A 19,541-nucleotide genomic window follows, 5' to 3' on the forward strand; every position below is an offset into this window, starting at 1 on the left:
TTGGGTGCTCATAGTTCTTTTAAGGTTTAAAGGGTTTGTAAGATTTTCCCTCCGTTAATCAATTGAGTTGTTAGAGGTGCCACCCCAACAATTGCAGGTCCACCCGGCCCCGGCTGGCCTTCCGTCGTTCCATGGTATTGCCAATTCCATGTTCCACCATTGGTAGACTTGGTACCACGTTCGCCCCATCCACCGCCATCACCCGATAATGGAGATCCATAACGGTCATTTTGGGTTCGGTAACCTTTACCGGGCACCGAAGCTTCAGCATCAGTGATTTTCATAACCAATAAATAACTCTCCAGATAGAGGCGATAATCTTGTGAGTCATTTGAAATCGGCTGTCCAGTCATTACCCGACCAAATGGTGCTCCAGCACCACCGGGAATTCCCTGAACCCCATAAGATGATCCAGTGTAAATACCACTTGGTGTTGCTCCACCACCTGAGCCGCCTCGAGCTAACGTCCCTCCATCGATAATCAGGTTTAGTTTGCTGTGCCGGTTCAACAAACCGGGTGCTCCCTGAAACCCATCACGGCGGGTTTTGGTAAAATTGAAGTCAGAATCTTTTTCCCAATCTCCGTAAGCTAGATGTGGCAACCCGCCATCTCCACCACGTCCAACAACTGAGCCTTTAATCGTTAGATTCACCACCAGATCAGGTGGGAACTCACCAGTATCAATGGCGGGTAGTTCAGTCGCTGCAGGGGCAATAAATTCCTGTTTCGGCGGACTGGAGTTGTAGTCGAATTTATAGACAAATCTGGTTTCCGGTCGATAAGAACTCGAACTAGAAACTAGTGCACCAGATTCAACTACAAAACTGATTTCGCCAGTCGTTGGCAAATCCCCTCTTTGCATCTGATATAAACGCGCCAGATTAATATCCAGCTGGTCATATCGAATGTAAATTGGAGAATCATCAACCGGCACGTCAATAAAGTCTTTATCGTTGAGGTAATAGCGCTCATCGTAATTAATTGCTGTAATAGTATTAGAGAACTGGTCAACCGGTTCTCTTTTTGCAACCAGATAAGGCAATGAACCTTTAGTATCATCATTAACTACTGTATAGATGGTATTTACAAAATCATCAGGACTTAGCTTTAAGGCCCCGTTCGGCAACCGCCCTAAAACCACCTTATTTTTGGCTGAACCCGGTGTAACAGGAATCAGGTCCACTGTGCCATCCGCCATTTGCAGATAAATCACATAGCTCTTGCCTGCAATGAAATCTACATCATGGCTTAAGGTGAGGACTAAACCTTCTTGCTGTACCACCTCACCGCTTTGATGAATACCATTGCGATAATCCGCTACAGCAATCCGGTCACGTAAAACCAGTAATTCTGATTCTGGTGCCGCATCAAAGGTAATGGATTTGCGCTGGAAGCGCATCTTGTTCCAAATCCGGTATGCATTGAAATGCGCTTGCCACTTGTTTCGTACACCAACAGATTTCACCTCTTTTGGGTTTTTGGCTCCTTTATCCGGTAAATAGATATTGATACGGCTATCGTCGGTCGGATCCGTGTATTCATAGATCAGTCCGTCGTAGTCATCCATCACGCCAAAGGTCAGGTCATGCTTGTAACTATCCGGAATGATATTCCTGAAGTTAAACAGCATTACCGAGTTATCAGTTGGCCGTTCAAAATAAAGCTTGAGCTTATTGTTTTGCCGATATGCAGTACAAAACACCGCATCACAAAGATTGGTAACCAGCTCTTCAAAAGATAGATTCGTATCATCAATGGTAGTACAGAACTCAGCCGCTAGCGGCGTACCAAAATAATCAACTACATCATTATAGGTCCGATAGATGTTTTCAAGATCAATCTCATCGATCGAACGGCGGCCAATCTTGTCATCGAGTGCCATAGATACCAAAGCATCAGCAAAGCTAGACGTTGGATATAGCTCTGTTGTCATTGCCCCGTTTTTATAAGTCGGCAACATTCGCTGAAGATCAAAATTGATCTTGCGGGACTTAACAGATAAAGCTCCAGTGGTTGCATAAGTACGCGCACGAAAAACCGTTTCATGTTCATACACTGTGCTTTGTAAAGGATAAGCACCGTAAAGCGCCTGCCACTTTACTTCATCAACAACTGTTGTGACTGTCGGAGTCGGAGTTAAACGGCGTGCACGGACACTACAACGCCCCTGAAACGTGACCATATCAAGTGTTGCACCAACGGTCTGACGTGACTTTGCCGAACCTTTCAAAATGATCTGCTTCAGCATCGGATTACCAATCGCTGCACCAGATTCATTTACCGGTGTTACTTCAACTTCAATCGTGACATTAACAGCGGCCTGATACCCACCTGAAGAAACGGTATAAAGTCCATTGGTGGCCACAAAATTACACAGCACCCGGCTACGTTCAACATTGTCCAGAATGAATGGACCAATCCATTTTTCACCTATTGAACTGATCTTTGGTGACAAAGCTGCAGTTTGTTGGTTATTTAACTCTTTAAGCTTTAACCAGTTAGCATTAACGGCCGCCGGATTTGATAACGTCATACGGTCATCAGCTACCGATAGAACGCTATAAGTACCATTTAAATCAAAAGTCTGGCCATTAAACGTGAATGAGGCATTGGTGATTTCTACGCGGTCATTACTTACAAACTTAGTGGTTAAATCTGTGTTGTTTGCCGTTGCCCGAAGAATCTCGTTTGGATATGCAAAATGAAGGTAGTTCGTACCTTCTAAAGATTGTGTATCAGCAGGACGTAAAACTTGGCCATTAACAGAAGTTTGATGCTGAACCGTTAGTGGCGGCGTGGTAATTTCGGTACCAAGCGAGAAATATGGCTCACCCGAGACAATATCAACGCCTGGTCGATAGACTTCTACCGATGCACCGGCAATATCGACAATATTGGTTTCACCGTCATATGCACCGTTAATTTTATAGTGACCACGACCAATACAACCGACAACGTGTTCAACTTCAACGTTATTTTCATAAACTTTGTAAGGCACTGCGATTAGGTCGGGTGTGTTCCACCCGGCTCCATAGTTATCAGCAATCCGGCCATTTACACGAGTTTTATTTTCACGATTGGATAATTCGTTATTTGCAGATGAAGACTGGTTGTTATTTTGGTTTGTTTGTGTAATTGAAGGTACTGGCATTAATAATGCAACTGCCACCCCCACAACCAATGAGATAATAGCAGCCCATGCAGCTGCACCAAGCTCAATACCTTTAGGATTCTCAATTACGATAAAAGTACCTGGTAAGAAATCAAGCTGCTTTAACTCATATGCATTTTTCGGCGTGACTTCATTCGCAAATGAAATTTCGGCATGATCCATATTACTTGTTGTATGGAAAATACGGACATGTTCAGGCATATAATCATATTTTGAAGTAAGCCATTGTCCGATGGTTTGAGCCTGCTCAATCGTCTTTTCTTCAGACAAAGCATCTTTTTTATAAATAATCTTAATCATAGTAACTGACCCGACTAAAACCCATTGCCTTGATCACTTCTTCGGATAAAAAAGTAACTCCGCCTTCCATCAAATGTAGAACACGGCCCAAACGAAAAAGCCCCACATGTGGGGGCTTGTTTCGGTATCTCGAGTGAAAGGCGACTATGCAGCCTTCCTTGGGCATGGGCAGTGGATTTAAAAGTTTTAACCTTGATGGTAGAAATACCTTTTCTTTAATAGGCTTCATAAAAAATTCAAGTGCTTCCGCCCGGTCTATTCCATATAGATCCAATGCAGCTTCATGAGCAAAATGAACACAGTTGTAGTTTTCCTCGTCATATTGTCTATCAAGCAAATGATCATGACTTTTCATATAGCCCCCTTGAGACCAGTAAAGCGGTCTAGTGCAAAGATATCTCCAGTTTTAGCGGTATTTAATCGTGGAGATTCAGCTTTGAACGTCACAGCTTTATGGTTCATTGAAACACCGGCGAGTTGTAAGCCAAGCAGATAATGCATCGGTGTATTTAAATTATCTGAACTATAAAGCCGATAATTAACTGTTGGTTTTACATCCGGAAATTGACCTTCTATTACCCGTTCAAACTCATCCGGCAAAATATCACCAAGACCTGAAATAGAGACTGTTAAAGTCTGGTCTAGATCGCCCAGCATTCCGGATCTTTGAATTGTCATAGGCAGGTATTCATAAAGCACCTGCCCTTCACCTTCATTGTGCTGAACATACACCCCTCGGTCATCATTACGGACTACCCGGTAAGTATTCATAAAAGAAGGGTGTGAGAGTTCAATACATTCCAGTTGATAAATATCAACTTTTCGATTGAAAAAGAATTCGGCGTATTCGTTATCCATCAGACCTCCCAATCTTTAATTAATGCTATATCTGCAGCAAGGTTAGGCTGGTTTTGAACAACTTCGAGTTGTGCATTTACCCGGTAAAGGTTGCCGTTCACCTCATTGGTCTTGAACGAGTTCGGAATGAAGTTACACAGGTATTGCTGACGTGTTCCCTGATCAATCACCAGATCCGCATAAAATGAGGCTGGTTTATTCTGGTAGACCCGCCAGAACGCCATCATTTTATTGAAATCGGTTTTACTTAAATTCCAGTTCACATCAACAATGTGGCTATTCCGTTTTACATCGATGTAATAGCGTCCTCGTCCTCCCTCCATCTGCTGACGTTTCACATCATCACCTGGTGTTACGCCATAGCCGCTGGTCTGAGGATTTAGCTTTAACTTGTACATAACTTTCCTTCAGGTAATAAAAAACCGACCTCATAATGGGTCGGTATAAAAGTATCTTTAACAACTAAAGTCTTGATATTTCTTCAGATATCTGACTAGATTCATGTAAAATATAGTTTATTAATTGATTTGAAATCGTTAGATGAAGATGATAGTCAGCTGTTGTTCTAAACCTCTTTAATTTTTGTATTCGATTTTTGATTTCCGCAGCTCTTTTCTGAATCATTTCAGACGTTGAACCCGCAGGGTACCCACTAAGTCTGCTATAGACTTTTTCATGAGCTCCACATTTTGTCTTTGTTACTGGCCATAATAGTCGTTGTTCTAAATGATGTCGGACTTCATAAAAAGCATGGTAATAAGCACGCCCTATAATATTCCTTTTGTGACATTCATCATATTTTGTAGAATTACCTAACAGCTCATAACAGTAATTTAGTGTATCTGTAGTAGCCATTTTTCAATCCACGCCCACTTCATAAGGAATAATAAAATATGAAAGTTTATTCAGTTCATCAATTAAACCCTCATCATAGCATTTACTAAATATTTCTGAATTCATAGCGTCAATCTCATCAAAACTTCTATCGACATAAAGCAATATTAAAAATTCATCATCAATAAAACTATATTCATATTTTCGACACCGAACATTCCTTGAGTTAAAACATTTAAAAAGAATTGAACCGATATGTTTCAAGACTCTAGAATCAATTTCTAGTTTATTTTTAATTTCAAAAAACTGAATAAATTCATTAAAGTCTTCCTTTTTAAATCTTTTATAATAATTTAAATCATCATTTAAAATTCCATCTAGAAAATAAGTTATAGGTTTGAAGTCAATAGGAATAAAACTTTCTAAGGGTAAATTTTGTTTACTACACAAACTTATAATTTTATCAATATTTTCATTAGCACTAGAAAAATCTACTGAGCTAAGAAAAACAAAATAAAGATTCGATAAAATTGATACACTATTGCTAATTTTCAGTACTTCTCGAGCGTATTGATGCGCAAGAATAGGATTATCAAAATACATTTCAATAATACTGTTGCTTAATAAAAACCAATCTAGTGGCTCAGTTTCTTTAATATCATTAAGCAACCGTTTGCATCTAAAATACTGAAATTCACTTATCGATCCAGTAAGAACAGCAGAGTTAATAATATCGGTTACTTCTGATGACTTAGTTTTAGGAACTGGAGGAAGCATAAGAATATTCACCAATTTTTTGAAATTTTGTCCTAATTTATTTAAAAAAGCTACCTCTAAAGGTAGCTTTTAAATTAACGATTCCGTCTTGCTGTCGTATTCTCAGTCAAAGACCGACTAATGGTTGAGTTTGGATTTGCGATTTGGTCACTTACAAGTTTCGGTACCTTTCTTGGAAGCTGCTTATCCAGTTCATCTGTAACAATGATCCGGACTGTTTGCTCATCCAGTTGTTCAGCTTCAACTGTTGCCCCACTCACCTGATTAATCACTTCAATTTTGAAATTGATTATCGGTGAAGCTGGCTCAATTGAAGGCATAATCTCAGCTTGAGGGCGTGAAGTACTTCCTAAAGTAAAGTCCTGAACATCCTCAAGATTTGATCGATTCTGAACTAAACCATTTGATGAAAAGTAGACCTTACCATCATGGAATAGGTCAGAACTTGCCAAAGACGCTAACTTAGGTGTGTCTCTATTACCTTTATAGATAATCTGAGTATCTTGAACCGGTTGATTAAAGATGTCCGATTGCTTTTGGCTTTCTATAAAGGCACTGGAGCTCATCATTGCACGGCGCATCACACTATCAGCTGAAGCATTGTTATTGAGAAAAGCTTCAGGGTTTGCACTCTTACGCATTTTCTCAACTAAACCAACTCCGCCCCAGCGTTTAATATCTTCTTGGGACCAGACCACCTCTCCTTTGTGCACAATGCCTGCTGGAGTATGTTTAAGCCCATTTCCTGTATAGCCGCCATCAGAGAAGCCGGCTATAGTTTGTCCAGCGATTAGACCAACATTCGCCATCCCCATCCCAAGCACAAGGTTGGCTGCTGTTGATTTGCTAATTACATCCAAATACCACGGACTTGCTAGAATCTGGTTATACGCCTGTAACGCGCTAATTGTGGCTGAGCCAATTGCGAATGCTTGCTGTGCTATATACATGCCCTTGTATATACCAGATTGCTCGCCTGCTGCATTTTTAACAATTCCAGTCATATTTGACCAGTAGCCACTAAGCTGACTTGTTAAGCTACCAAGTTGCCCCAATTGGGTTTCAAAAAGTGAGCTATTCAGGTCCCGTTCATCTTGAGCATATTTTTCATCCAGTGCTTTTCTGGATTGTAAATATTGCTCTCGCGCTGCCAATAATTGCGAGTTCCTCTGTTCCTCATCAGCAATTAGATTAATACCATTAATTTGGTCTATATATGTATTTAATAGCCCTCCTGCATCAGTTGAATACCGATTTTGCAAATCCCATTGAGCATACCCTCGCGGGTCATTTTGTTGAAATACTTGTTGTGAAGCATTAAAACCGCTCTGAAAAACCTTATCCGATGCGCTATCTAAAGTCTGAAATTGCCCCATATTATTAGCGCTAAGCAACCCAGCTTTTAGTTTAGCATCTCTAACTTTTTCAATCTCTTTTAACTCGGCTTGATACCGCCTTACTGCTAGCTCAGTCTCGCCCATGTATGAGCTTTTCGCCTCAAGTAACTGTTTTTTACGAGCCAACTCTATAAGCTCAAGTTCTTGCTGTTTTTGCAATTTCAGGCCATCTAAAGCAACCTTTCTTTGATCTTCAGAGAGTTTGCCTTCAGCAACTAATCGCAAAGAATTAGTTTCATATGTGTAATCAAGCTTTTGTTCTTCAGTCCACTTATAACCATTTACTTCAAAATCAAATTGCTTCTGAGCTAACTTATCTTCAGCATCATAACGCTCATTAATTTTTGGGATTAAATTTGATTGACCTAAAATGGTTGCTTTGTTGATTTCCTCCTCACGTTTTTTGCTTCTAGCAACTGTTTCTGAGTCATATGTTGCTTGGAGCTGCTTAATTTCCTCAAGAGTTTTTGCACGTGCCTTATATGCTTCATCTTCGAATTTCGAAAGATCACCAATCGCTTTTGATGCTGCATCAGGGCTAGCTCCTAAAATCTTATTGAGCTGATTGTAATAAGAGTCTTGTTTGGCTAAATGCTGTGAAGCTTTATCTTTGCCAAGCTTTTTCCCTTCATAATCCCACCCGATAAAATTTTTCCCCACGATTTTTTCTAAACTTCGATAGTCCAAATCGTCATTGAGGAGGGCGTTTTTAGTCTTGCTATAACTTTTATTAGTCATAACCTCTTGCAATAAAAACTTAGCTTGCGCATCTAAAGCATCTTGGGTTTGCTGGATTTTTCCATTTTTATCTAAAACACCTTGTCCCTGTAAGGACTGCATGAGTTTAGTTGAGCGAGTCTTTTGCCAAGAAATAAATCCAGTATTTGTATAACCATTATTTTCATCCTTATGGCTACCAAACATTGCCTCATTTCTAAAATCATTCTCGCGCCCAACTTGAGCTGTCATTACACGAGCTTGTTTATCGCCTAAACCTGCATTTCGAAATGCCAGATACACTCGTAGCATATTTCTCACTCGCTCATCATTTCCAGCAAGTAGAACAGCTTGTTTGGCAGACTCTTTGGTTTGTTTTTCAACCTCTTTTGTTTGCTTTCTGCTAGATTCGGTAATACTTTCTTGTAAGTCCTTGGCTTCCTTCTGCTTCTTATACCAAGCCTCAAAAATTGCAGCTTCCTGACTAGTTAAACTTCTAGTCATCGGAATTTTATTGTCGGTATAAAACTCTGATGCCGCACGCGCCTTATCAAGACCCTTTTCGCCACCACCAAATGCCTTAGTGTTTTTTATAAGAAAATCATTTTTCAGAATATCTTTGTTGGCGTTGTCTCGTAACTTATTTAACTTTTCTTGTGCAGCGACTTGGTTATTTAATTCATTTGTTTCTCCTTGTTGAGCACCAAGTACAGTTTGATGTTGTTTTAGGTACTCATTACGTAAGTCGTTTTGTTTCTTCAGCTCAGCATTAGCCTGATTCAACGCAATTTTAGACTGATCCGTTTTAGTAGCATAATCCTGTAACCCCTTGATATTTTCAGCAGGAACTTTGGCAGTACTGTTGAACTTACTCACAGCATCAGTTGCTGAAATTTGATTTAAAGAATATGCCTGAATTACCTTATTCAACGATTTAACTTGTTCTTCGCTACCACCATTTAACCGAATGAATTCTACTTGTGCCCGTAATGAATCAAGCATTTGTGTTTTCATGTCAGTGAAGTTTTGAGTAGCTACTTTTGTTAAATTTGTTTGAATTGTTAATTGCTTAATTGATTCGGCCGTTACATCAACATGTTGTCCAGAAGTAGCATTTAAGAGTTTTAGAGCAGTATTACCCTGCTCAATCTTATTTTTTGATTCTGCTACTGCACTAGAGAACTCAATGAGTTTATCAATTTGATTCTGACTAAAACGACCAGATGAAATCATCTTTTTTAAGAGATCACCTGCATCGCTTGCACCTGTAGCAATAGACTTAATGGCATTTTGATAATCCTCATAATCATTGCCAGATAATTTAAATAATTCCTTTTGGATATAAGCAAAACGTTTGATAGCTCCACTAGCATCATCAATTGCATCATTTTGCTGCTCAATCTCTTTGCGTAACCGCACACCCTCTGTTAATGCTTGCACAGTATTTAACTTTATGTACTTATCTGTTAAATCACTAACCGAGTCAGATTGTGTTGCAAGGGACTCTTTGACTTCATCCGAACTGCTGCTTAGTAAATAGAAAGATGCGGCTGTTGCTGCAATTGCTAAACCCATTGGGCTAAAAATCGCCATAAGCGCTGACTTTGCCAAAGCTAAACGACTTGTAGCAACAGATTGCGCTGTTAAGGCTGCTGATAATCTTGCAGATGATGCTGATTGAGCTGTTTCTGCGGCAGCAACCTCTAACGCAACTTGAGCTTGTAATCGTCCAAGCTGAGCCATTCGTGTGATGGTAGCCGTGCGACCTTGTTCAGTGATTTGGGCTTTTAAACGAACTTTTTCGAGTTCTATTTCTGCCATGATCTGAGCATGAGTAGCTTTGATGTTCGTTAGTGTCACCTGCGTACTTTGTGCTTCGGCAAGCGCAGATTCCACTTCAGCTTTTGCTGCTGCAATATTTGCATTACGTTCAGCAATTGTGGCAAACACTTGTTTGGTTGACGCAGCAATACTCGCTTGTACAGCAACCGTTTTTGTTAAAACGGCTTTTGTCATTAAGCCAATACCTATGGCAAATGCACTGTCTGCAATTAAATTCAAATTATTTGCTAATAACTGAATCGATCCTGATAAAGCCTGTGCTGCTCCGCTTCCTTTACCAGCCTCTCCTACAAATTTAGTAATTTCATTATTAAGTAGAGTTAATGATTGACCAATTGTAATGTCAGTTTTAGCAAAAAGAGCATCAACTTCATCTTGGACATTTCTAAGTGCTTTCACGATTTCCTGTGAAGTAATTTTTCCTTCAGCTGCTACTGAACGTAATTCACCTACAGTAATACCCATACCTTTAGCAATAGCCTTTGCTAGAGCTGGTGTTTGTTCCATAACTGAGTTGAGTTCTTCACCACGTAATGTACCGCTTGCCAAAGCCTGCCCGAATTGAACTAAAGCTGCATCAGCTGCTTCTGCACTTGCACCACTGATCGCAACTGCTTTTGATACTGTTTCAGTTAGTCGAGCAGTGTCATCCATAGTTAAATTCAGTGTTTTAGCATTGTCACTAAAGCGTTGATATACCTGTAATACAGAATCCCAAGCTGAATAGGTTTTTTGAGCAATTCGGAAAGTGTCTTCCGTTGCTTTATTTAGTTCAACTTGATTTTTAGTGACCAGCTTAAGGCGATTTTGTAGTCCAGTATATGTATCCATCTTTGAAATGGCAGAACTTACTGTTACTAGCCCAGCCATATACCCAGCTAGTGCTCGCGTAGCTACAGATAAGCCATCCATAGACTTAGAAGCATAATCACCTTTACGCTCAATGCTATCCAGTTCATTGCCTAGATTACGCGCATTACGTTCAGCATTTTGCGAATCAATAACAATGACCAAACGGGATTCTTGTGCCATCTTTACTTTCCTCTAGGCATTAAAAAACCCACTCGATGAGTGGGCTATTTGGTATTTAAAAACTATTAAGTATGAGTATTTAACCTTTTATTTATTAGCAAATTACTACCAATTTGAATCATTCTTTTGATTTATGATATCAAGACCATAGTTCTTAACTATCCCTTTAATCTGGGAATCAATAATAGGTTTAGAAATATTGTCATAAAATGGGTAGTTATTTACAGCTTGGTGTACATCACTAAAGGTCAATCTGGATTTGCCATCTTTTATCTCTATTTTCAAAGTAAATTCTGCTTTAGTTGATGTATAAGCTAAGCAATTCATACCTTTTACATTGTCAGGGCATTTAAGAGAAAAGTTACCTTTCCCTATGATTATTCCAGTATTTTTATCCGCATACTGAATGACATTGTTTGCAGAATTAAAAGATTTAGCAATCCAGATTTTTGAAAGTTCAAATATTTGATCTTTAGGAATACTATTCAGTTCTACCACTTCAGAATATCCTTTATAAGCATTTCTTTGGACTTCTTCTGGAGAAGGAATAGTAATACACCCATGACTTGTAATAATTCCTAGTGCAGCTAGAATAAAAATAATCTTTTTCATGAATTTCACCGTTTGTTATAAAGTGTACTAACTTTAACAAACTGGTTACTAAATGTCACATGAAGAAAACCCGCACTTGGCGGGTTCTTAATTCTTTTAAGCTTGCATCTCGTCTTCTTCGAATGGGAGCAAAGGCGTAATCTTTTGCTTCAGCTCCTCAACCTTACTTAATGCTTGAGGTTTGTACTGCTTACCAACCAAACATAATGTTCTTCCAGCATTTGAAGCAATTTCAGTAAACTTCTCAAACTCTAATACAGCTCTGTTGAATTGGTTCATTAATCCAAATGCTGTTTATCGCAATGCTTTTTCACAGTTAATAAAATAACGTCTTGCAACCCGACCTTGTTCATTGTTTTCAACCATTGACAGCTCTTTAGCCATATCAATAGTTAATATGTATTCTCTTGAAGAACGCCCACCATTAGGTTTTTTGGGGTTTACCAAAAAACTAATATAGTCTTCATTTTCAATAAATTTATAGGTCTTAATCCGTTTTTTTATCCATGTGGCAAACATTTCCCCAGATTTAAGCCACTTATGCAATTCACGTGCATCAACAGAAGGCTGAACCTCTCCGCCAATATCTCTATCAACAACTGGAATTAAAGTTTCTTGGTTAATAAGCATATTCATGACATTAGCCCTCCATTGCCCTTAGAGATTTTGTTCTTATTACTTGCATCAAGAAGTAAGTCAGCGAACCCTTGCATATGGCTTATAGCTAAAACTTGTTCGCTAAGCGATTGTATTAACCAGCCAACATCATTAAATGTTCCTAACGGTATTTCTTCATTTGCGTTGGCAAGCAACACACCAATAGCACTTAATCCCTTTAAAACTGGAAGGTTTGCATTTTCCGCAGCACGGCCTACAGATTTTAGAAAATTTTCTTCATCTGCCGAAACAGAACCGTTTTGATCTGTTACTTTCTCAAGAATCTCAATAGGAATGGTTGGCAGTAGATCGGTAATATCTAGAACCTTGTCTTTATCAAATTCGAATGGTATATTTAACATAGTTCATATCTCACTGTTATGACTTCAATCAAGCTCCGCATCCGCCAAGATTCAGGGGCTTTTTTGTTGTCTGTTAATTTCATGCTTTCGCATCCTGTTGTTTCTGTTCTTTTAGCCAGTCTTCTATGATTTGATTTAACTGAGCCGTTACCGATCGACGATTTTTCTTTGCTACCTCCTTTAATTCACTTACTGTTTCATGTGCCATACGAACGTTCATTTGCTTATCATGCCTTGTCATTTTTACCTCCAATAAAGCACCTTTGCTATATAGCATTTTTACTTTATAGCACTCTTGCTTCATTGTGTAAAGCACTTTTGCTATATATGATTAGTTAATTGTCAATTTGCGGTATATGGTCCATGGCTAAAGATTATTCTCAAGTGAATTTTAGAATGCCTAGCAAGCTCAAAGAATTATTAGAAGAGAAGGCTAAAGACAATGAAAGATCTTTAACTGCTGAAATAGTTGCAAGACTTGAAGAAAGCCTTGATATAAATGAGAAAATCCCAACTGAAGTTATGAAGCTTATAGATATGAGCAATAAGAATTTAGATCGCGCAACTGTTTTAATTGAAAAACTAATGGCACGAATTGAAGAGCTAGAAACAAATAAACCCGCTGATTAGGCGGGCTTTTTTGTAGAAAGACAACTCTCTATTTTTCTATCCTCATCAAGTATTTTTCAACTCTTTGCATCAATTCCAATAGTTCATTGTTCTTATCTAAAAGTCTCTTTTGCAGTTCCTTTTTTTCACGCATGATGAAATAGGGTTCTGCATGAGTAAGGTTCTTCATCATGCTTTCCTTTGTAGGTGAATTACCACTTAACAAAAAAAGCCCGACATTCGACCGGCGGCCCTTACTCAAAGAGTGAGAAGTATGAGACATCAATTTATCTTTGATTTTTGCCAAATGCAATATAGATTTCTATTTTTTACTCGCTTTCTTATGTGCCTCATCCAAGAACATATCGTCGAGTGTAAAGATACAGTCATTAAAAATATGAGCAGCCACTGGCAATTCATTATGCTCAGCATAGACATTTATTGCCTGCTGATCTAAAGATAAAGGGATACCCTGCTCATATCGTCGGGATCTGCAAATAGTGCTAAATGCCGAAAGAATGGAATCAGCCGCATAAGAATATTCTGGCGGATCAGGAATACGACCACCTAAGAACTTGATTTGTTCGATTTCGTGCGGCGTTTTCGACGCATACGTTTTTTGGTATTTGTAGAGCTCGATGACTTTCCCAGAATTAAAGCCTTGTCCTTGTCGGCTTCTTCCTGAATCTTCTGGGCCTGCTCTTTAATGAATAACCAGATTGAAATACCAATGTCACCTTGATTGAGAAGCTTTGAGGCATTCTCAGGGGTATAAGGCTTTTCCGATTCAACTGGCTGGCCGTCCACAACCTCAGAAAAAACTATCCCTTTCCAATCTTCAATCAGGTGAGCAGCACATGCATCCAGTAATAATTCATGGTAGAGCTTGGCGTTTTCATCTTTTACCATCACATCATAGCCTTTGGATGTGATTTGGTTTCCTGCCTTCTCTAGTGCAACTTGAAAGGGCTTATAACCAATTCCCCGGATTTTAAACTCTGCCTGTCCACCTTCAGTTTCAAATGTGCACCACTGAGCAACATCTGAGCTTTTAATAATTCCGACTTTTAAAGCCATAGCAACCTCTGAAATTTTTGAAATAAAAAAGCCCATGGGATTCCATAAGCTTTGTTACTGAATAAGTTGATTACACAAGAGCACGTATAATCGTTGGACTAGTACGCACTTGGGCAAAATTGATATCTATTGTAATGATGTCATCGCCACCACCATCCGGGTGATTTGCTTCCTTAACTTCAAGTTGCGGGAAGTTAAACGAGTACTTACTGCCTTTGGTATCTGTAATATCGAAGGTCAATGTAAATACATCACGGGTTTTAATAGCATCAATCCAAGAAGCAGATGTTGCTGAAAACATGAAATTAGCATTTACGCCAATATCCATCATTTTCTCTAAGTAAAACTCAGGCGTGTACTTACCAGAACCGATACAACGGATCGCTTCCAGATTATTACTAAAGTTGATGGTAAGTGTCTGCAGACAAGCTTTACCCTGAATTGATTGACCATTAATAAGTAGCTTTTCAACATTTGGCATACTCACCAGAGGGCGAGTCGATGCTGGAATAGGATTTGTAACAGGATTAACCTGCTGTCGCGTAAATGAGCTACCTACTAAACCAAAGTTACCAGTGATTTTGCCTGTGGTCTGGATCGTCATTTCACCTGTATTCACTTGAATACCACGATAAATAAAGACTTGACCAATATCTTCAAAGACTTTTACCAAGGTAAGAGACTTACGTACTCCACCACCAAAACTTAAAGCATTTGCAGCCCAGTTATTGAAAGCGAGAACATTTAAGAATAAGTCAAAGGTACCTAGTGATAATTCAAACTCTAGTTGACCAGTTACTTCGGCTTCCGTTACAACAGCGCCTTGGCGAAAACGTGAATCAACTACTTCACTGCTATCTTCAGTAGTAACATTTTCAGTCAAACTATCAGTAACACGGCGAACGGTGTACCAGACTGGATTTGCAGGAGTTGTTCCTAAAACTGCTTCCTCACAAGCATATAATCGAATTTTTGCGCCTGAACTCATTTATGGTTCTCCAAAATTTAGGCAATAAAAAACCCGCTGTTTAAGCGGGTTATTAAAGTGTTTCGTCTGTTTCTGAGATTTCTGGCGGTTCCACGCCATTCATGGCTGCAGCAACTGCCTGAGATAAGTTAGTCGGCTGGAAATCCACTGGTGTTTCACTCAACGGCTCTTCAGGCTCTGGTTCAGGTTCTTCATGCAGACGGATATCAATCCAGCGGCCTTCTGGAATATCAAGTGGATTTTCGAGATCAGCTACAATGGCTGCCTTTTCCACATCAAACTTACGTTTATAAGTTTTAATAGAAAGATCACCATTTTCTAAGGTTGAATATTCAACTGCTACTACCGTATTACCGTTGGCATCCTTAGGTACTTCGATATACCAACCTTCCTGTGCAAAGCCTAAAGAGCCCTTAATCAGATAGTCACCAGTGCCTAATTTGTCAAAAGTGATCGGTTGCTTGGCAGCATCGTTATTTAGCTCAATATGACTTTGGAAAAGCTTAACGACTGGTGAAGCGGCTTTAATAAAACCATTTCCATCAGTTGTAGTATTTTGTGCAGTCAATAAATTAAACCAATTAGACCAAGTACCACTATTATTAAATCGATACTTCAGGGCAGAATATGAGGCAGCTTTCCCAAGCTGAAATGAATGACTTCCATTTGTATATAAACCCATTGAGCGTCGGGTACAGTGTAAAAAGAAACCATAAGGACCAATACTATTACCAGTATCATTTGTTAAAGTGTCATCTGTTCGAAAAAAACCATTATTAAGAGGAGCAACCATATCAGATACACGAGAACCTTCAGCCCCTATCCCCCAATCACCGACTCTTAGTGCTCGTCCCGGCGTAGGATCATATTGACTTGTTGTTGACGCTAGTACAGCAGCAGTTCCTAACCCCAAATTCATTCTAGCTGTCTGTGCATTATCAGCTCCTAATCCTCCCTGAGAAATTGATAAAGGGGTTGTAAGTCCCTTAAGCTCACTAATATCACTATTTACCCCACTTGCAGCTGCGCCTAGGTTAGCTCGTGCACCAGCCGCTGTAGTTGCCCCCGTTCCACCTTGAGAGATAGCTGCAGTACCAACTACTTGAGAAAAGTTGGGTGCCAGATTGGGAATACCTGACGCAAATGGCAACATAAACTGCCGCTTGCCCTGTGAGGCGTTATATGGGAATGGCCGATGATCCCAACTAAATTTAAAAACAAGATTTGCCATTATGCTGTTACCCCATCAATCACTTGGAAAATCAAAGTATCTGTATGCTGGGTAACTCCATTCACGACAGCCTTAATATCCATCTGGCACAGACCTAAAGGCCAAGCAGCTGTGCTTGCTCCAGATTTCACATTAAGCCAACCCTTTTGTGTGCTCTGGCTTAATGCTGCACAAGTCAATGTAGCTACCACTGCTCCATCCGCCAACGATTTAACTTGCGATGTGAATGTGTAGCCTGTTAGATCAATTGCACGGCGCACGTCATCCGGTGGATATTGCAGGGCTTCATCCATATCAACCAGCTGCAAGTTCAAGTTGAAAGTGTCACCACGCTTAAAAACAAAATTGCTCATAAGTGATTCCTATAGACATAAAAAAACCACCGATGAGGTGGTACATAAATTATTTAGGCATAAAAAACCGCCTTTCGGCGGTTTAGCTTTATATGGTTGGTATCAGTTAATTCAGGTGTTTTTGTTGCAATTCTAAGAACTCTTTTTCATTAAGTTTCTTTCCACATTTCGAACACAACCAAACAGGCGGCCCACCCAAACTTTCAATCTTTAAGTACTCAACTTCATCATGACTACATTTGCCATCTTCCATAACATCAATAGAAACGCTATGACCTTCAGTAGTTTCAAATATTCTTGTGATCATTGGATTTCCTTTTTCTTTGACATTAAAAAGCCCTCGAATTGAGGGCGTTGGATTTGGGGAAGATTTATTCATTTAACTCTTGACCATGAATGCCATTTAGCAACTTTTGCAGACTTTCATGATGAAGAACAATATGCTTGTGATCTGGGTTAATTCGGCTAATATCAATGGTTAGCAATATTGCCTCCTTGATACTTTCTACAGGCTCTATGCTAGTAAAAATATAAGTTTCATCATTAATAACTACATCTGCATAACCATCTTCATCTGTACTTGGGCGACATTCAGCAACAATGTATTGGATATTCATGAGTTATCCTCATCTTTAATTTTTAGATCAAGACTTGGTTGTGCCTCATTGATTAGATCATCCAATTCAGATTGTGGCAAAGAAAACCACTCACCTACTTCTCTAAATTCCGCGTATTTGATGTGCAGTTGCTTCTCAATATCTTTAGGGAAGGTTGCAATAATCTTTAAACTTCTTCCACTTATATTTGTGATTGCAGAAAGTCTGGCTTGGACATTTTTTGATTTTCCGATTTTCACAATTCCAGCATCCACATCTTGCATAACGTACGTATTCATCATGCAAGCATCCTGCTTCTTGCCTTGCGCACTCAATGACTTTAAGAAATTAAAGAAGAATTCCCCCTCGTGCTTTTCAATATCCCCAATCATTGATGTCATTTCAAGCAATGAGCACTTCACATCTTTTAGTTGCTCTTTCATCTGCTCTATCACTTGATAAGCTTGCTCTGGTGTTTCAATCTTTACAATCGCATTCATTGTTATGCTCCGACTACCCATTTAAGAAAAGACACTGGCAAGAAGATGCAATGAGTAGTCGAATGACCATCTTCCTTTCGAACCGTCGCTCTAGCCAGTGTTCGCCTGAATTTCAGGCATAAAAAAACCTGCCACTAAGGACAGGTTCGTTTAAAAGTTAAATTCGTTAATTGACGCGATAATTTATTGAAATGTTGTACTGAATGAAATCCCCATTACTGCCGAGGTTCTGCACTTGACCTTGTAAGACTTCTAACTGTCCGCTCGTAAAGTATTCAAAATGAGCTAACCAAGCATCAGCGAGCTTTGTTATATCAGCCTCATTAGTTTGAGGTCTTGCAAGGCAATTAATTGAAATAACCCCTGTTCTTCTGGTGCAAGGAGTATCACCTACACCAGCAATGATAGAACTGCCCCATAGAATATTTAAGTCACACCAAAGTCCATCTACAGGAATACTAATCAATGGGCCATTAGGGTATTGAATACGATTTTGCTCAATTCCAGTAAATGCCATTGCTCTAGTGATAATGGCTTGTCGTGCTTGATCTAAAGTCATTGCCATTTTAACCACCGTATTTCTGAGCAATATAGTTAAAGGTTAAACCGTAAACACCTTGTGGCGCTTGTCTTGAATAGCCACCTGTTGTCTTTGGTGTTTCAGGCTTGTCTGTAAAGTCGCCATACTCGATCTTAGTTGCATAAGGCGCATTCGTTTGAATGTAGACAACTGAATAAGGAACTAGGCGAGATAAGGCGCTTGTGCCTTTACTAACGGTTGAGCCACCACCTTTATCTTTCTCAGCTTCATTAAATGATTGGTCGGTCTGGTTAATACTGACTCTGTGGGATGCTCTAAAAGCTCCAGTATCGACTGGGCTTTGAAGAACTACACCTTGCAATGCATCAATGACAATATCTTTCTGTTTTTTAGTAAGGTCGGCTTCAACGGTCTGGATAAATTCACTTGGTTTTGTTTGCCATCCCATCAAAAGTTACCTCAACTTTGCCAAACAGTATTTCAAATACTGGTTCATTCCCTACTGTAACAGCTCGACCGTCAATGGTTGTCTTATGTCGAATAAGATAGCCCTTGTTAGTATCAGCAAAGATCACATACTTGCATTCTTCTCCATCTAACAGCACCTTCTTTGGGCCATTAGTGGATTTGCGAACCTCAGCGTGATAAACGCCCTCTTGGTTTACAGCCTGACTTATTAAGTTCCCATCATCTAAGTTAATCATTAGACTTTCCTCAATTGTGCAACCCATGTCGCATCTGCCGCATCTTTTCCATAACTCACAACTCGATAATTGCCACCTTCAATCACCCAAATATCATTAACATCTGGCTTAACTAAAGTTCCTGCTGAATCCTTCACTTCATTTTGCAGTAGCACGGCTTTAGAGTCTGTTGCTCGGTAATCTATAGGCTTGACCAAATCTTTTGCCCAGCTTCCAAATAAGACACCACGACCGCTATATACATATTCTGTGTAAGTATCCTCACCAGTAGCAGGATTGGAGCTGACTAATTGTTTGCGGGTACAAGTGAAAGTATCTACTGCATCCGCAAGCTTTGTACTAAAAGCCTTTCCTAATTTAGATTGAATTTTAGCTCTCATA

At 39.5% G+C, this 19,541-nt stretch carries 22 protein-coding genes and 1 pseudogene; 1 reads left to right on the forward strand and 22 read right to left on the reverse strand.

All coding sequences use genetic code 11. From position 1 onward, the window contains the following. Positions 1–26: 26 nt before the first annotated feature. The 11 genes and pseudogenes from GO593_RS00460 to GO593_RS00510 form a co-directional block, all read right to left on the reverse strand. A complete protein-coding gene (locus tag GO593_RS00460) occupies positions 27–3,473 on the reverse strand; it encodes a host specificity factor TipJ family phage tail protein (protein ID WP_005143863.1) in 3,447 nt (1,148 codons plus the stop codon). Then, the gene (locus tag GO593_RS00465; RefSeq protein ID WP_000835166.1) at positions 3,466–3,828 is read right to left on the reverse strand and encodes a hypothetical protein; all 363 of its coding nucleotides are present in this window, start codon (positions 3,826–3,828) and stop codon (positions 3,466–3,468) included. Before GO593_RS00465 ends, GO593_RS00460 begins: the two co-directional genes overlap by 8 nt. Further along, positions 3,825–4,331, reverse strand: a complete 507-nt coding sequence (locus GO593_RS00470) for a DUF1833 family protein (RefSeq protein WP_000368364.1) — start codon at positions 4,329–4,331, stop codon at positions 3,825–3,827. The genes GO593_RS00465 and GO593_RS00470 overlap by 4 nt, the downstream gene beginning before the upstream one ends. Next, positions 4,331–4,729: a hypothetical protein gene (locus GO593_RS00475; protein WP_000277454.1), complete on the reverse strand. Its 399-nt coding sequence runs from the start codon at positions 4,727–4,729 to the stop codon at positions 4,331–4,333. The genes GO593_RS00470 and GO593_RS00475 overlap by 1 nt, the downstream gene beginning before the upstream one ends. A gap of 64 nt (positions 4,730–4,793) precedes the next feature. Then, positions 4,794–5,186, reverse strand: coding sequence for a hypothetical protein (locus GO593_RS00480; RefSeq protein WP_000246069.1), 393 nt, complete (start codon positions 5,184–5,186; stop codon positions 4,794–4,796). Positions 5,187–5,189: 3 nt separating this feature from the next. Beyond that, positions 5,190–5,942, reverse strand: a complete 753-nt coding sequence (locus tag GO593_RS00485; RefSeq protein ID WP_000937383.1) for a hypothetical protein — start codon at positions 5,940–5,942, stop codon at positions 5,190–5,192. A gap of 74 nt (positions 5,943–6,016) precedes the next feature. Beyond that, complete coding sequence (locus tag GO593_RS00490) at positions 6,017–10,930, reverse strand: tape measure protein (RefSeq protein WP_000046539.1); 4,914 nt, start codon at positions 10,928–10,930, stop codon at positions 6,017–6,019. Positions 10,931–11,035: 105 nt separating this feature from the next. Next, positions 11,036–11,542, reverse strand: coding sequence for a DUF4468 domain-containing protein (locus GO593_RS00495; RefSeq protein ID WP_000720037.1), 507 nt, complete (start codon positions 11,540–11,542; stop codon positions 11,036–11,038). Positions 11,543–11,638: 96 nt separating this feature from the next. After that, positions 11,639–12,178, reverse strand: a pseudogene (locus tag GO593_RS19355) (antA/AntB antirepressor family protein). Next, positions 12,175–12,561, reverse strand: coding sequence for a hypothetical protein (locus GO593_RS00505; protein WP_000932189.1), 387 nt, complete (start codon positions 12,559–12,561; stop codon positions 12,175–12,177). Before GO593_RS00505 ends, GO593_RS19355 begins: the two are co-directional and overlap by 4 nt. Positions 12,562–12,640: 79 nt before the next feature. Next, positions 12,641–12,802: a plasmid partition protein ParG gene (locus GO593_RS00510; RefSeq protein ID WP_031945361.1), complete on the reverse strand. Its 162-nt coding sequence runs from the start codon at positions 12,800–12,802 to the stop codon at positions 12,641–12,643. Between the two features lie 122 nt (positions 12,803–12,924). Between GO593_RS00510 and GO593_RS00515 the strand changes: the two genes are divergently transcribed. Continuing rightward, positions 12,925–13,191, forward strand: coding sequence for an Arc family DNA-binding protein (locus GO593_RS00515; protein ID WP_001040173.1), 267 nt, complete (start codon positions 12,925–12,927; stop codon positions 13,189–13,191). A 546-nt stretch (positions 13,192–13,737) separates the two neighbouring features. Here GO593_RS00515 and GO593_RS00520 read toward each other — a convergent pair. From GO593_RS00520 to GO593_RS00570, 11 genes are all read right to left on the reverse strand, one after another. Then, positions 13,738–14,247 carry a hypothetical protein gene (locus tag GO593_RS00520; protein ID WP_025079739.1) on the reverse strand — a complete coding sequence of 170 codons (510 nt, stop codon included), beginning with the start codon at positions 14,245–14,247 and terminating at the stop codon, positions 13,738–13,740. A gap of 70 nt (positions 14,248–14,317) precedes the next feature. Continuing rightward, positions 14,318–15,235 (reverse strand): phage tail tube protein, encoded by a 918-nt coding sequence (locus GO593_RS00525; protein WP_002055478.1) that lies wholly within the window; start codon positions 15,233–15,235, stop codon positions 14,318–14,320. Positions 15,236–15,287: 52 nt separating this feature from the next. Beyond that, positions 15,288–16,466, reverse strand: coding sequence for a phage tail fiber protein (locus GO593_RS00530; protein ID WP_000002408.1), 1,179 nt, complete (start codon positions 16,464–16,466; stop codon positions 15,288–15,290). Next, complete coding sequence (locus GO593_RS00535; protein WP_002134788.1) at positions 16,466–16,819, reverse strand: hypothetical protein; 354 nt, start codon at positions 16,817–16,819, stop codon at positions 16,466–16,468. The genes GO593_RS00530 and GO593_RS00535 overlap by 1 nt, the downstream gene beginning before the upstream one ends. A 106-nt stretch (positions 16,820–16,925) precedes the next feature. Then, entirely contained in the window at positions 16,926–17,198 is a 273-nt protein-coding gene (locus GO593_RS00540) for a hypothetical protein (RefSeq protein ID WP_001043655.1), read from the reverse strand. After that, complete coding sequence (locus tag GO593_RS00545; RefSeq protein ID WP_001025903.1) at positions 17,191–17,436, reverse strand: hypothetical protein; 246 nt, start codon at positions 17,434–17,436, stop codon at positions 17,191–17,193. The genes GO593_RS00540 and GO593_RS00545 overlap by 8 nt, the downstream gene beginning before the upstream one ends. Then, positions 17,433–17,915, reverse strand: coding sequence for a GIY-YIG nuclease family protein (locus GO593_RS00550; protein WP_000991781.1), 483 nt, complete (start codon positions 17,913–17,915; stop codon positions 17,433–17,435). The genes GO593_RS00545 and GO593_RS00550 overlap by 4 nt, the downstream gene beginning before the upstream one ends. Positions 17,916–18,081: 166 nt before the next feature. Beyond that, positions 18,082–18,480: a hypothetical protein gene (locus GO593_RS00555; RefSeq protein WP_001251827.1), complete on the reverse strand. Its 399-nt coding sequence runs from the start codon at positions 18,478–18,480 to the stop codon at positions 18,082–18,084. A 1-nt stretch (position 18,481) separates the two neighbouring features. Beyond that, positions 18,482–18,904, reverse strand: a complete 423-nt coding sequence (locus tag GO593_RS00560; protein WP_000539829.1) for a hypothetical protein — start codon at positions 18,902–18,904, stop codon at positions 18,482–18,484. Beyond that, entirely contained in the window at positions 18,879–19,160 is a 282-nt protein-coding gene (locus GO593_RS00565) for a hypothetical protein (protein ID WP_000609012.1), read from the reverse strand. Before GO593_RS00565 ends, GO593_RS00560 begins: the two co-directional genes overlap by 26 nt. Then, the gene (locus GO593_RS00570; protein ID WP_001201764.1) at positions 19,160–19,540 is read right to left on the reverse strand and encodes a hypothetical protein; all 381 of its coding nucleotides are present in this window, start codon (positions 19,538–19,540) and stop codon (positions 19,160–19,162) included. The genes GO593_RS00565 and GO593_RS00570 overlap by 1 nt, the downstream gene beginning before the upstream one ends. Between the last annotated feature and the right edge of the window lies 1 nt (position 19,541).

The organism is Acinetobacter baumannii, from assembly GCF_009759685.1.
In the GTDB taxonomy this organism is placed as follows: domain Bacteria; phylum Pseudomonadota; class Gammaproteobacteria; order Pseudomonadales; family Moraxellaceae; genus Acinetobacter; species Acinetobacter baumannii.

What these genes read in the sequence shown, in the direction of transcription:
- GO593_RS00480 (WP_000246069.1), bottom strand. Translation starts at nt 5,186, where the DNA reads ATGGCTACTACAGATACACTAAATTACTGTTATGAGCTGTTAGGTAAT.
- GO593_RS00475 (WP_000277454.1), bottom strand. Translation starts at nt 4,729, where the DNA reads ATGTACAAGTTAAAGCTAAATCCTCAGACCAGCGGCTATGGCGTAACA.
- GO593_RS00550 (WP_000991781.1), bottom strand. Translation starts at nt 17,915, where the DNA reads ATGAATGCGATTGTAAAGATTGAAACACCAGAGCAAGCTTATCAAGTG.
- GO593_RS00465 (WP_000835166.1), bottom strand. Translation starts at nt 3,828, where the DNA reads ATGAAAAGTCATGATCATTTGCTTGATAGACAATATGACGAGGAAAAC.
- GO593_RS00545 (WP_001025903.1), bottom strand. Translation starts at nt 17,436, where the DNA reads ATGAATATCCAATACATTGTTGCTGAATGTCGCCCAAGTACAGATGAA.
- GO593_RS00510 (WP_031945361.1), bottom strand. Translation starts at nt 12,802, where the DNA reads ATGACAAGGCATGATAAGCAAATGAACGTTCGTATGGCACATGAAACA.
- GO593_RS00555 (WP_001251827.1), bottom strand. Translation starts at nt 18,480, where the DNA reads ATGGCAATGACTTTAGATCAAGCACGACAAGCCATTATCACTAGAGCA.
- GO593_RS00485 (WP_000937383.1), bottom strand. Translation starts at nt 5,942, where the DNA reads ATGCTTCCTCCAGTTCCTAAAACTAAGTCATCAGAAGTAACCGATATT.
- GO593_RS00525 (WP_002055478.1), bottom strand. Translation starts at nt 15,235, where the DNA reads ATGAGTTCAGGCGCAAAAATTCGATTATATGCTTGTGAGGAAGCAGTT.
- GO593_RS00540 (WP_001043655.1), bottom strand. Translation starts at nt 17,198, where the DNA reads ATGAATAAATCTTCCCCAAATCCAACGCCCTCAATTCGAGGGCTTTTT.
- GO593_RS00495 (WP_000720037.1), bottom strand. Translation starts at nt 11,542, where the DNA reads ATGAAAAAGATTATTTTTATTCTAGCTGCACTAGGAATTATTACAAGT.
- GO593_RS00565 (WP_000609012.1), bottom strand. Translation starts at nt 19,160, where the DNA reads ATGATTAACTTAGATGATGGGAACTTAATAAGTCAGGCTGTAAACCAA.
- GO593_RS00530 (WP_000002408.1), bottom strand. Translation starts at nt 16,466, where the DNA reads ATGGCAAATCTTGTTTTTAAATTTAGTTGGGATCATCGGCCATTCCCA.
- GO593_RS00520 (WP_025079739.1), bottom strand. Translation starts at nt 14,247, where the DNA reads ATGGCTTTAAAAGTCGGAATTATTAAAAGCTCAGATGTTGCTCAGTGG.
- GO593_RS00460 (WP_005143863.1), bottom strand. Translation starts at nt 3,473, where the DNA reads ATGATTAAGATTATTTATAAAAAAGATGCTTTGTCTGAAGAAAAGACG.
- GO593_RS00505 (WP_000932189.1), bottom strand. Translation starts at nt 12,561, where the DNA reads ATGTTAAATATACCATTCGAATTTGATAAAGACAAGGTTCTAGATATT.
- GO593_RS00470 (WP_000368364.1), bottom strand. Translation starts at nt 4,331, where the DNA reads ATGGATAACGAATACGCCGAATTCTTTTTCAATCGAAAAGTTGATATT.
- GO593_RS00560 (WP_000539829.1), bottom strand. Translation starts at nt 18,904, where the DNA reads ATGGGATGGCAAACAAAACCAAGTGAATTTATCCAGACCGTTGAAGCC.
- GO593_RS00515 (WP_001040173.1), top strand. Translation starts at nt 12,925, where the DNA reads ATGGCTAAAGATTATTCTCAAGTGAATTTTAGAATGCCTAGCAAGCTC.
- GO593_RS00490 (WP_000046539.1), bottom strand. Translation starts at nt 10,930, where the DNA reads ATGGCACAAGAATCCCGTTTGGTCATTGTTATTGATTCGCAAAATGCT.
- GO593_RS00570 (WP_001201764.1), bottom strand. Translation starts at nt 19,540, where the DNA reads ATGAGAGCTAAAATTCAATCTAAATTAGGAAAGGCTTTTAGTACAAAG.
- GO593_RS00535 (WP_002134788.1), bottom strand. Translation starts at nt 16,819, where the DNA reads ATGAGCAATTTTGTTTTTAAGCGTGGTGACACTTTCAACTTGAACTTG.